Below are 12,822 nucleotides of genomic sequence, written 5' to 3'. Positions count from 1 at the left end.
ATATGCTTAATAATTGGCTTAAAATATATTTTAGAAATACAATCAAGAACAAAGGATTTACATTTCTTACGATTCTTGGCTTGGCAATCGGAATTGCTGGTGTCATTTTTTCGACCTTGTATTGGAAAGATGAAACGAGTTACGATCAATGGAATCCTGAAAAAGATAGAATTTTTGAATTAATCACATTTTTAAAACCTGACTTACAAATAGCTTCTACAACTGGTCCAATGGCGGAGTTGGTAAAAGAAAAATCGGATAAAATTGAAGAAACTTTGTTCTATCAACCTGGTTATTCATCAGAACTTTATATCATTAATCAGAAGAAAGAATTATTAAATAAAATTGCAATCACAGGGAATAATTTCTTCGATTTTTTTCCATTTGATTTTGTCCAAGGAAATAAAGAACAATTCAAGAATAATAGAAATGCAGTTGCGATTGAAGAGCAAGAAGCAAAACGAATTTTTGGAAATGAAAATCCTATCAATAAACAAATCAAAAATCTTAATGGAGAAATTTTAACCATTTATGGTGTTTATCAATTGAAAAATAATTCAGGGTTTTTACCTAAATATGTAATTTCTTCACCAAATCTCAATATTGATGATTGGAATAATTTTACCTATGCTTTATTGATTAAATTAAAAAATCCTAATGATAAAGAAGTTGTAGAAAAATCTATTAATAAGATTTATTATGAAAATATTGTACAGAGATATGCTAAATTAAGAGGAATTTCTGTCGATGAATACATTAAAACATCGGGGTTAACGAAAGGATATTTACAACCAATAACAGATAGTCGTTTGAAAGCAGAAGTGACAGGATTTCCAGAAGACAAAGGAAATCTTAATTTCCTGAAAATTAATCTGGGTTTGTCAATTCTAATTTTATTGCTTTCAATTATCAATTACATCAATCTTTCGATAGCACAAACTATTCGTCGCGCGAAAGAGGTTGGAATCCGAAAAGTTTTAGGAGCTTCAAAGCAAAATGTCATTTGGCAATTTTTGTTCGAAACTGCGATTACAACGTTTTTTTCTGTTCTTTTAGCACTTACATTGGTAGAAATAGGATTGTCAAGTTATAATATATTGATTAATAAAAATTTATCAATTAATCTCATTGAATTTGTTCCTTATCTAGTTTTAATTTTTTTAATCGTTATTCTTTTTGCCGGTATTTTTCCTGCGATTTATGTTTCAAATTTTAAAGAATTGAATGTTTTGAAAGGGAATTTCTCAAGAAGCAAAAATGGAATTTGGATTAGAAATTTGATGTTAATTATTCAGTTTACAATTGCTACTTTCTTTATTGTTGCTGGAAGTTTAGTGACAGAACAAGTAAATTATATGAGTAAAAAAGATCTTGGTTTTTCTGGTGATCAAATTATAAATCTTACGTTGAGAAGATATGATTTAGGAGAAAAACGTTTAGATTTTTATAAAGTAATCAAACAAGATTTATTGAAGATAAAAGGAGTGAAAAATGTAAATGCTACAGCATTTAAGTTTGGAAATAATGCAATGAATTCTTCTACAATGAGATTTCAGGATAAAAGTATTCAAATTCAAAATGTTCCAGTTGATTACAATTTCTTATCAATGATGAAAGTTAAGCTGAAAAACGGAAGAGATTTCAATTCAAAAATCACTTCAGATATGGTTAATAACATCATTTTGAACGAAACAGCGATGAATGAATTAGGAAATTTATCAATTGGAGATCAAGTTGATTGGAACGAATATAAGTTTAATATTATTGGAGTTGTAAAAGATTTCAATATTGGTAGTCCAGAAAATAAAATTCCTCCAATGATGCTTATCAACGTAAATACAGTCGATTGGTTGCAAAATAATCTTAGTCAAATTTATATCAAAGTTGATGCAGAAAATACAAGCGAAACAATTGCTGCAATCGAGAAGTTTTGGAAAGCCAAAGTTGATCAAGATTATCCGTTCGAATATGAATTTATCGACAAACAGTTTGCACGTTCGTATGAAAATTACACAAAACAAGAAAAAATGTTCAAGATATTGAATGTTATTGTGATAACAATCGCATTATTTGGATTGTTTGCACTTTCTTCATACACAATCGAACGTAAATACAAAGAAATCGCCATTCGAAAAGTTTTAGGCGCAGAAACATCTTCTTTACTACGAATTTTATCAAAACAATACATCTATTTCGCATTTATAGGTTTTGCACTTGCAATTTTACCAAGTTATTTTTTGATGCAAAAATGGTTAGAAAACTTTGCTTATCGCATTGATATCTCAATCTGGATTTATGTGTTTGCTTTTGTTTTATTATTGAGTTTAACCTTAATTGTTGTTTTAATAAAAGCTTATTCTGCTACTCGAATCAATAGTTTAAATTACCTGAAATACGAATAATTCTCTGTTTATGAATGCTAAATATTTTTTATTAATGGTTGTGCTTTTCTCATTTTTGGGAAAAGCGCAAAACCTAACGTTAGAAGATTGTTTGAATTTAGGGAGAGAAAATCAACCTGATTTTAAAATTCAGTCGATAAAAATTGATCAAAAAGTGAAAACAAAACGTTCTTTTGCTTCGCAATTTTTACCAACTATTGATGCTTCAGTTTCTCATGCATATAATTTTGGTTCATCAATTGACCCTTCAACTAACACAAGAGAACCTTCTAATATTCAATCAGATAATTTATCAATTAATGCTCAAATTAATTTGTTTGATTTTTCTAAATTAAATCAAACAACAATTCAAAACTATGATATCGAATTAGAAAAACTTGAATTGAAAACAATTCAAAATCAATATGATTTGTTGGTTTTAGAAAAATATATGGCGGTTTTGGCTTTGCAAGAATGGCAAAATGTTTTGAAATCTCAAATGGAAAATTCTCAGATACAATTTGTTCGAATTTCGAAAGAAGTAAAAGAAGGGAAGCGTCCGAAAAGTGATTTTTATGATATTCAAGTTATCGTTCTTCAAGAACAAAATGATTTAGAAAAATCTAAACATGATGAAATTATAAGTAAAACTGAATTGATTCAATTACTGAATATTACAAGTGTTTCACCAGAAAATATGGTGTTACAACAACCTTTATTAGATGAAATAAATCTGAATGAATTCAATTTTTCAACTTATCCATCTATTGAAAAATTTGAGTTGAATACAAAGAAAATCAATGAAGAATATAAGCAGTTATTTGGGAAATATGTACCAAGTTTATTTTTAAATTATTCATACGGAACTTTTTATGCGCAGAAAATTAAGAGTTTAGCAGATACAAATTTTCAATTTGGAAATCAATTAAAAGACAACAAAAGCCAATATATTGGATTGAATCTTTCTATTCCGATTTATTCGAGAGGAAATACAGCGCAACAACGTGAATTGAAAAAAATTGAATTGCAATTGAATGAAGCGCAAAAAAATAAAGAAGAAAAACGTTTAAATGATTTGGTCAATCTTGAATTAAAAAAACTGAATTTATTGGAAGATTTGACGAAATCTTTAATTGAAATTGTAAAAGCTTCTGAACAATCTTTTCAAACTACAGAAACAAAATATAAGTTTGATAAAGTTGATGCTTCGGTTTACAAATCGTCTAAAAATCAAGTATTGCAATCAAAATACAATGAACTCAATAATAATTTGAGTCAAGTATTTATTCAAAATCAATTAAAAATTTTAGTTGATAATTAAACTATCCAGAACAAAAAACGACTCAATTTATTGAGTCGTTTTGCTATTTATAAGTTGTTATTTATTTGGTAATTGCGGTGGACGCATTTTGTATTGATTCTGTTTCAAACTCATCAAAAAAGCTTCTAACGCATCCATTTCCGAAGCAGTTAAATTCAATTTCTGAACTAACTCTGTTGTTTTTGGAAATAATGAATCATTTTTCTGTTTTTCATTTGGTTGAAAATGAAACATTCCGGCATTGTACATATTGATTACGCCACGAATTGTAGGGAAAAGTCCGTTGTGCATATAAGGTGCATTTTGAGGAACTTCTCGTAATGAAGGTGTTTTGAATTCACCAACATTTTTAGCCAATTTAGTTGTATTGTATAAACCTAAATCTTCGTATTCTCGACCATAATATGTCAAACCAATATTATGAAATTTATTATCCGAAAAATACGCTGTATTATGACAATTGATGCAACGCGCTTTTGTGCGGAAAAGATGTAAACCTTCAATTTCTTGATCAGTTAATTCATCCGATTTTCCTGCAATAAATTTATCAAATCTATTTTTTGGAGATAAAATTGTACGTTCAAAGGTTGCAATCGCTTTTGTAATACGGTCATTCGTTACTTTTTCGTCTCCAAAAGCGGCTTTAAATAATTCTTTGTAACCATTAATTTCAGCAATTCTTTTTGTTGCAAAATCAATGTGATGATTCATTTCTTTTTTATCACGTATCGGAAATTCAGCTTGTTCTTCCAATGTTTTTGCACGACCATCCCAAAACATTACTTTTGAGTAAGCAACATTCATCAAACTCGGCGAATTACGCGCTCCCAATTGACGATCTTCACCATAAGGCACACGACGACCATCGCCCCAATTCAACTCAGGATCGTGGCAATTTGCACAAGAAATTTGATTTGAATTTGATAAACGAGGATCAAAAAATAAGGATTTTCCTAACTCAGCTTTCTCTTTAGAATATGGATTATCTTTAGGAAAAGGAACTTCGCCTAATGTACCAATATCTTCAAAACCATCTTTCAAAACACTTTCGTCCACAGTTGGTTTTGGCCATTTTGACTGATCTCCGCTACTATACAATGTACGTAATTCGGTAACTGTATAACCTTGATCGATTATTTTGTTACTGTTAAACGCATAAAATAGAGTAGTCGCACCAAATGCAACGATTGGAAGCATTTTTTTCATCTTCATTCTAATAATTTAATTGAATTCCGAAATTCATTAAATACGTATTATCTGTATTGATTTCGGAAAAATTGCTCTTATTTGTTGCAAATATACCTTTTAACTGCGTATATAGTTCGATAGTTTTGTAGTTTTTTACCGGTAAAATATAACGAATGGACGTTGAAGCATCAAAATGATTGGTTGTATTGTACGCATAATCATAAGCCGCAACATTGTTGTAAAAAGTATCTTCGTTGATTCCAGTCATTTTTGTATAATCAAAATAAGAATCCAACAATGCATAATAATTAAAAGCTAAACCGACATTTAATTTCGAATTATTCTTCAACATCAAATCTTTATTTCCATAAATACCAACATCCAACGATTTAATTTTCATGTCGTAAATCGCTAAAGCATCATAATATTTGTTCTGATTATAGCTTGTTTTGAAACCAAGAAAATAATTCATTTTTGTAAGATCACGATTTGCTAAATTAACATCTAAAATTAGATTTTGTAAGCGATTTTGATAATTCATTCCGCCAATAGAAACATCGTAATTTTCGCCATCTTTTCTCGAAAAATCTAAACGTGCATTGATTGTATTGTTATCAAATTTTGTCATAAAATTCGCATAAGCAAAATGCTCGTTGGTATCCCAAACATAGATAAAGAACTTATCTTCTTTGGTTTTGCTATCATACATTCGCTGTTGATTTTCTTGGTAATTGTAACCTAAAATCAACCTTGTATTGTCTGAACTAAATTGATATCCACCACCGATTTTTGAAATGATATTTCGTGTAAAATATTCGTAGATTGTTTTTTCGTTATTAATTGAATTTCTCAATGGGTTATTAATTTCGCGACCATAACCTGCCATGTAACGCAAATAGGTACTCGAATTTTCTTCTACATCTTGATTTCTACCTTTATACTTTAGACTATAATCTTTATCTTTTCGACCATATGCACCCAAAACAAAAATCTGATGTCCATCAAAAATTTGATAACCAACTTGAATTTCTCCAACCAATTGATTGTTTTTAATCTCTGGACGAGGATCTAATTTACGCGCCATTTTGTTGACATTCAATTCGGCTTTAGCAGCTAATGTTAAGTTTCCAAAATTTTTCGAAACTCCACCACGAATCAAATATTGTTGATTATCCCAATCTGCTGCACGCGGAACGTAGAAATATTGAGGAGAAAGCACTTGTTGTTCATCTGTACGCTCGTCAGAAAGATTCCATGATAAATTTTTTTCATTGAATTTCTGTAGGTCAATCATTCCAAAAATTCTAAAACCATTTTCTGTTGTGTACAAACCTTCGCTCAAAAAACCATAACGATTTGTTTCTTCGGCTGTTTGTTTACGCGCAAATTGATTGTTTTTATGACTGAAATAAATTCCAGTATGCGTATAATCTTTAATCGGTAAAGAATGTGTCGCAACAGGTAATTGCCAATTTAAATCCTTTATAACTTGTTCAGCTTCGTTAGAAGTTACTTTTATCGAATCATTTTCTTGTGCAAATGATGTACTTCCGAAAAGTAAACACGCAAAAGAAACAATTTTCAACAATTTGTTATCGTATGTTGTTAAATCAATTGATTTCATGTTTTTTTAATTTCTATTGCGCAAAAATCTTTGGTTCAGCTTTGATGTTTACAAAATCGTTTGTAGAATTGTTTGTATCCTTCAAAATTATACGACCATTAATTGTTTTTTGAGTTTTACGAATAATGGATGTTGATGTATAAGAACCCGCTGTTAAATAAGCATAACCAGCATCTTGTTTATTTTGTAGTTTTTTAGGAACCAATTTAGTTCCCATATCTTGAGTTGTTTCTACAGCATCTAAAATAAAATCATTCGGCAATTGTAAATATTGATACGTTGTTTTATTTGACGGATTTTTTACCTTACCAAAACCATTTATTTCATTTTCATCAGCTCTAAAAAGAATATAAGCTTGACGACCTAAATTGTCTAATAATAAATCTTTATTTCCATTTGCCCACCACACAATATCTAAATCGGGAACAGCAGGATTTTGAATATCATACGAATATTGAGAACCTAAATAACTCGTCATATTTACCTCAAAATCGGCGTTTGATAAGTCGACCGTTAACTCTGGTTTTAGAATTTCGATCACTTTACCATTTGCATCGGTATAATTTCCTTTATGATTTATCGCCGTTTGCGCAATTGTTATACTTTGACCTGGTTGAACTGGATAAGTCGTTCCATTTCCTGGAATACGAACCGCATTCGAAACATAAACATAGCCCGTATTCGCTTCAGCACCTTTTGTATTTCCTTCACCTTTGGACCAATCTAATTGCCCATTTGCTTGAGAATATGATTGAGATTCGACTGTATTAGCACCAAATAATTGCGCAAAAATTAAACCATCTGCATAAATTACTTCATTCGAATTGTTGTAAATCTCAATAAATTGATCTCTAAACAAAGCGCCTTCTTTGATATCAGAACCTCCGTAATAGATTTGTTTTAAAATTAAACCACCAATTATTTTAGCCGAATTCAACTCGATAGCAATTGAAATATTTGAAGAATTTACACTCACATTTTGCGCAGATCCATTAAATTCAATATTATCTTCTGTTCCAGCATCATATCCAAATAAAGTTTCAAACTCTGTTGGAGTCAAGGAAAAACTAACATTCACTGAATATGTTCCTGGAATTAATTGAGGAAAAACCGCTTCACCATTACTGTTGGTAACTGCTTCATACGTCATTCCTGTTTGTGTATTTTTAAGAATTGTTTTTGCATTTACAGGTAATTTTGAAGCATCAAAATCACTATCAAAAGTAACCTTTGTTGTAAATGTAACGGGTTGAACCGCTGAATTTCCAAAATCATCATCAGAACAAGAATTAAATAATAAACTTGCTAAAATAGGAGTGAGAAGTATATATTTTTTTAACATAATAATCTTTTTTGATCTTGTTTAGAATTAGAAAGTATATTCAATTTTACCTCCCAATGAAAATTTTGCTATTTTTGAAACAATTCTTTCACCAGAATCGTTGATATAAGTAGGTTTTAAGCCTAAAACATTTGTTGTATAAACAGATACTTTGAATCCATTTAAGAAATCTTTGGAAATACGTAAATGGAAATTATGCAATGAATTTTGTAATTCTGCTAATGTTTTTTGTGGCGCTTTAATCAAATGTCCGTACAAATCTGTATTTCCTTGATCTTCGACAGGAATTGCATGATAAACAGAATTTTCATCCAAATATCCTATTGGATTTCTATTGTTGTATTTATCATGATTTTGAATAAAAATGTGTTCTGTACGAAGAGATAAAATCAATCCAACTTTTTTCAAATGATAATTAAAATTTGTTCCAAACATTAAAGCTTCATCATTCGATTTTGGATTATAATAGACAGCATATTTTTCTTTTGCTAAAACATTTGTAGAAGCTTCATATTCATAAACAGGCTTATTATTTGTTGTTTTTGTGTACGAACCATTCACCGAAATATCTAAATTTAAAGGTTTGATTCGGTTAAAATTCATAAACATTTCGATACCTTTATCCTTCGATTCTAAGTTATTTTCTAAAGTATTATAAATAATTTGATAAGCTTCTTTTCCAGTTACAGAATAGGTTGGAGTAGAAGTAGACGTGTCCACACTAATTGTAGAACCTTCTAAAGTTGCTGCATGATAAACTTTTGAAATACCATCTTTCAATTGATTATAATATCCTGTTACATTTAATGATCCGAAAGGCAAATTAACATCAAAACCTATTTCTGAATTGTAAGATCTACTTGGTTTCAAATTTAAATTATTTCCTTCCAAAAGAAACGTTTCAATCCAGCCATATTGCTTATTATTGACATAATAAATTCCGTCTCCCAACAAACGATCGTAAATTCGATCTCCCGTAAATAGTTGATTCAACGAAGGTGCTTTAGAAGCAATTCCGTATCCACCACGAATTCTAAACACTTTATTGAACGCGTAAGATGTATTTATACGCGGTTGAAATGTGTTATTTCCATATTGATTATCGAATCTAAAACCTAAATCTAACTTGAAAACATTATCATTTTCGCCAAATTTCACAATTCTATCTTCTGCATAAACAGACAATTGCCATTGCGTTTTGGTGTTTTTGAAATTATAATCACGATAACCCAAACCACCTTTTGCTCCACTTAATGTATAATAATTAGGCGTTGTATTTTCGTCCGTATATGTTCCGCGACCTTTGTTAGAGCTTGATCGAGAAGATAAACCAACAGAAAAAGTATGGTTCCAATTGTTTTTAGATTCGTAATTTTTTACACCTTCTATATTTAAGAAAGTAGACATCGGAATTCCTTCTACATTTTTGACAAATGTATATTGATTTGGTAAAAATATCGCATCCGAAATTCCATTTTCCGTAGAAGTTGTGACCGCAGCAGTTGCGACATTATTCCAACGTTCTTCTTTCGAATTTTGCTTCTCATAATTGATGTTTGCGTCAACATTTAAAGCATCAATCCAATCTTTTTTCAAGTTCCATTTCAGATTATTAGATAATCGAATCGTGAACTTATCATTCTTTATTTTAGGATCCGAAATATCATCTGGATCATATTTTATTTTATCATTATTGATTGCAAAACTTCCTTCTAAAGTATTAACCAATGTATTGATTTTGTTCGATGATTTCCACGCAGCATTTGTTGTAATACGATTATAGGATTTCAAATTATCGCGAACATCTTCATTAGAAGCCAAATAATTCCCCGACAAACTCAAGAAATTTCTATCATTAAGCTTGAAACCTTTTGATATATTATATTCTGTTGTCGCATCTAACATCGAAATAGAAGCGCGTAGGGGAGTTGAACCAACTTTAGAATTGATAATGATTAGTCCTGAAGTTAAATCACCATATTTTGCAGGAGCAATTCCTTGAATAATTTTTACTTCATCGATATTAGCCGTTGTAATTTGACGCAAATCGACACCATAGCTTGGATTGTTAAAATCATTGAAACCACCACCATTTAAAGAGGTAAACGCTTGCATATTTTCATTGTTTGAAATTGGAATATCATTGACTACAATCGACGTCCCAAACGCTTTATTCTGAAAATAATCTTTGCGATCACTATTTGTATTACTTGACAAACTTCCTGATAATCCCAAATTATTTGAAGAAATCGCAGTTCTAAAAACAACATTTTTGAATTCGTTGTTGTTAAAATCCATTGTAACTTGTCCTGGTAATTGTTGCAAAACTTCGTTTAACGAAAACGCTTGCACATTTTCTATTGCTTCTTTACCAAGCGTAATTTCTGAATATTCCTTTTTCTTTTTCGGGAAAATATCAACTTGTTCCAAACGTAAAGTTTGATTGTATAAGACAATCGAAACATTATTTTCTGAAGAGTCTACAACAATTTCTTGTGTTTCTTTTCCTTTTTGAGAAAAAGACAAATTAGTATTCTCGTTCGTTAATTCTATTGTAAAAAAACCGTCCGAATTTGTTTGTGTCCATCGTTTGGTTTGAGGATCCTGAACCTGAACATTAGATAATTTTTGACCATTTTCATCCGTCACAGTACCAGTTAAAATTCGTTGGGCATTTACAAAACTAAATGTACCCAATAGTGAGAGCGCTAATAAACCTTTTTTCATCAATAAGAAAATTGTGTTGCAAATTTATTTTAAACTAATCTAAATAGCAATAGAACAAAAATCATATTTTAATAAAACATTAAATATTAATCAAAAGAAGCAATGTTATTAGGTCATAGATTATGTTAAATAGAAAGTGATTGAATTTATCGATTTTAGAGAAAGAAGAATGTATATCTATAAAAGGGATAATCAGAATAAATGGTAAATATTTATTGATAAAGAATAATCGAAATGAATGGGAATTATCTGGAGGAAGATTATAACCAAATGAATTGCCAGAAGAAACTCTTGAACGTGAAATTTATGAAGAATTAAATATAAAGTGTAAAGTTTCAAAAATTGTTAATTCTTGGGTTTTTGAGGTTGCTCCAAATAAAACTATATTTATTGTAACCGGTACAATGAAATTATAATAAGCAAAGAACATTCAAATTTTAGATTATTTAATCTAGAATAATTAGAACATATGGATATTCCAAAAAGGATATCTAAACTCTATAAAAAATATCTGTCTAGGAGATTCTTTAATTTTCTTATTTAACATAATATATATTATAACATTATTATTTCTATGAAATATTAATGTTAATAATCTTTATTATGTTAAATTGAATAACCTTATACCACTAACTTTTATATTTAATGTTTAGTTAAACGTTTTTTATTTAAATTTATAATTAACAAATAAATAGATGTATGAAACATTTTATCTTACTTTTTATAACAGCTTTCGACTCATACATCTACGACTTTGATTTTGGATCAATCCTACGTTGATGGTTCAAACTTAACGTTTACGAAGCAAAAATAAAATCTATAAAAAAACCTCCAATAATTTGGAGGTTTTTAGTTATATATAATTGTTATTACATTTTTGGCATTCCTGGGAATCCACCTGCTGGCATATTTTTAGACATTGTTTCCATCATCTTTTTACCATTTGCAGAATTCATAAATTTCATCATTTTACCCATTTCAGAGAATTGTTTCAATAATTGATTCACTTCTTGTAAAGATGTTCCAGAACCAGCTGCAATTCTTTTCTTACGAGAATTATCAATAATATTTGGATTTTGACGCTCTTTTTTCGTCATTGAGTGAATAATCGCTTCAACACCTTTAAAAGCATTGTCGTCAATATCTACATCTTTCAACGCTTTTCCAGCACCAGGAATCATTCCAACCAAATCTTTCATATTACCCATACGTTTGATTTGCTGAATTTGTTTTAAGAAATCATCAAAATCGAAGCTATTTTTGGCAATTTTCTTTTGTAAACGTTTTGCTTCTTCTTCGTCAAATTGCTCTTGAGCACGCTCTACTAACGAAACAACGTCACCCATTCCCAAAATACGATCAGCCATACGTTCTGGATAGAAAACATCTAAAGCTTCCATTTTCTCACCAGTAGAAATAAATTTGATAGGCTTGTCAACAACAGTTCTAATCGTTAAAGCAGCTCCACCACGAGTATCACCATCTAATTTTGTTAAAACAACTCCATTATAATTCAATACTTCATTGAAGGCTTTTGCAGTATTCACAGCATCTTGACCTGTCATAGAATCTACAACAAATAAAGTTTCGGTTGGATTAACTGTTTGGTGAACGCGACGAATTTCATCCATCATTTGTTCATCAATTGCCAAACGACCAGCTGTATCGACAATAATTACATTATTTCCGTTTTGTTTTGCTTGTGCAATCGCTGATTGAGCAATTTCTACAGGATTTTTGTTTTCTAAATCAGCATAAACATCCACACCAATTTGCTCTCCTAAAACTTGCAACTGATTGATGGCAGCTGGACGATAAACGTCACCAGCAACTAATAATACTTTTTTGTTTTTCTTAGTTCTAAGGAAATTAGCTAATTTACCAGAAAAAGTTGTTTTACCAGAACCCTGTAAACCAGCAATCAAAATAATTGTCGGATTATCGTCTACTTTCAGTTCAGTAACCTCACCTCCCATTAATTTTGCTAATTCATCATGAACAATTTTTACCATTAATTGTCCAGGATTAAGCGACGTAATTACGTTTTCACCTAAAGCCTTTTCTTTTACCGTATTTGTAAAATCTTTTGCAACTTTATAACTAACATCGGCATCAACAAGGGCTCTACGCACCTCTTTTACGGTTTCTGCAACGTTAATTTCTGTAATTTGTCCTTTTCCTTTTAAGGTATGTAATGCTTTATCTAATTTATCCTGAAGATTTTGAAACATTTTGAGTC

General features: G+C 30.1%; 8 protein-coding genes. 3 read left to right on the top strand and 5 right to left on the bottom strand.

What is annotated here, in order from left to right:
* Positions 1 to 2 precede the first annotated feature (2 nt).
* Both B4H69_RS13385 and B4H69_RS13380 read left to right on the top strand, forming a co-directional pair.
* Complete coding sequence (locus tag B4H69_RS13385) at positions 3 to 2,402, top strand: ABC transporter permease (protein WP_291094433.1); 2,400 nt, start codon at positions 3 to 5, stop codon at positions 2,400 to 2,402.
* Positions 2,403 to 2,412: 10 nt separating this feature from the next.
* Entirely contained in the window at positions 2,413 to 3,702 is a 1,290-nt protein-coding gene (locus tag B4H69_RS13380; protein ID WP_180904378.1) for a TolC family protein, read from the top strand.
* Between the two features lie 57 nt (positions 3,703 to 3,759).
* Here B4H69_RS13380 and B4H69_RS13375 read toward each other — a convergent pair whose 3' ends face one another.
* Genes B4H69_RS13375 through B4H69_RS13360 form a run of 4 tightly spaced genes read right to left on the bottom strand, consistent with a single transcriptional unit; the run spans position 3,760 to position 10,583 of the window.
* Positions 3,760 to 4,908 (bottom strand): cytochrome-c peroxidase, encoded by a 1,149-nt coding sequence (locus B4H69_RS13375; RefSeq protein ID WP_180906825.1) that lies wholly within the window; start codon positions 4,906 to 4,908, stop codon positions 3,760 to 3,762.
* 7 nt (positions 4,909 to 4,915) lie between these two features.
* The gene (locus B4H69_RS13370; protein WP_180904377.1) at positions 4,916 to 6,514 is read right to left on the bottom strand and encodes a DUF6850 family outer membrane beta-barrel protein; all 1,599 of its coding nucleotides are present in this window, start codon (positions 6,512 to 6,514) and stop codon (positions 4,916 to 4,918) included.
* Positions 6,515 to 6,527: 13 nt separating this feature from the next.
* Complete coding sequence (locus B4H69_RS13365) at positions 6,528 to 7,856, bottom strand: DUF4876 domain-containing protein (RefSeq protein WP_180904376.1); 1,329 nt, start codon at positions 7,854 to 7,856, stop codon at positions 6,528 to 6,530.
* A gap of 27 nt (positions 7,857 to 7,883) precedes the next feature.
* Positions 7,884 to 10,583, bottom strand: coding sequence for a TonB-dependent receptor (locus B4H69_RS13360; RefSeq protein ID WP_291094430.1), 2,700 nt, complete (start codon positions 10,581 to 10,583; stop codon positions 7,884 to 7,886).
* 275 nt (positions 10,584 to 10,858) lie between these two features.
* Between B4H69_RS13360 and B4H69_RS13355 the strand changes: the two genes are divergently transcribed.
* Positions 10,859 to 10,999, top strand: a complete 141-nt coding sequence (locus tag B4H69_RS13355; protein ID WP_181816309.1) for a hypothetical protein — start codon at positions 10,859 to 10,861, stop codon at positions 10,997 to 10,999.
* A 453-nt stretch (positions 11,000 to 11,452) separates the two neighbouring features.
* Here the strand turns inward: B4H69_RS13355 and ffh are convergent, their stop codons facing one another.
* The gene (gene ffh / locus B4H69_RS13350) at positions 11,453 to 12,814 is read right to left on the bottom strand and encodes a signal recognition particle protein (protein WP_291094428.1); all 1,362 of its coding nucleotides are present in this window, start codon (positions 12,812 to 12,814) and stop codon (positions 11,453 to 11,455) included.
* Positions 12,815 to 12,822: the final 8 nt, after the last annotated feature.

This window comes from Empedobacter sp. UBA6745 (genome assembly GCF_002453775.1).
Taxonomy (GTDB): domain Bacteria; phylum Bacteroidota; class Bacteroidia; order Flavobacteriales; family Weeksellaceae; genus Empedobacter; species Empedobacter falsenii_C.
This window is presented reverse-complemented; position numbering and strand designations above follow the sequence as displayed.

Excerpts from the sequence above, each read along its gene's own strand:
- B4H69_RS13385 (WP_291094433.1), top strand. The coding sequence starts at position 3 with ATGCTTAATAATTGGCTTAAAATATATTTTAGAAATACAATCAAGAAC.
- B4H69_RS13380 (WP_180904378.1), top strand. The coding sequence starts at position 2,413 with ATGAATGCTAAATATTTTTTATTAATGGTTGTGCTTTTCTCATTTTTG.
- B4H69_RS13375 (WP_180906825.1), bottom strand. The coding sequence starts at position 4,908 with ATGAAAAAAATGCTTCCAATCGTTGCATTTGGTGCGACTACTCTATTT.
- B4H69_RS13370 (WP_180904377.1), bottom strand. The coding sequence starts at position 6,514 with ATGAAATCAATTGATTTAACAACATACGATAACAAATTGTTGAAAATT.
- B4H69_RS13365 (WP_180904376.1), bottom strand. The coding sequence starts at position 7,856 with ATGTTAAAAAAATATATACTTCTCACTCCTATTTTAGCAAGTTTATTA.
- B4H69_RS13360 (WP_291094430.1), bottom strand. The coding sequence starts at position 10,583 with ATGAAAAAAGGTTTATTAGCGCTCTCACTATTGGGTACATTTAGTTTT.
- ffh (WP_291094428.1), bottom strand. The coding sequence starts at position 12,814 with ATGTTTCAAAATCTTCAGGATAAATTAGATAAAGCATTACATACCTTA.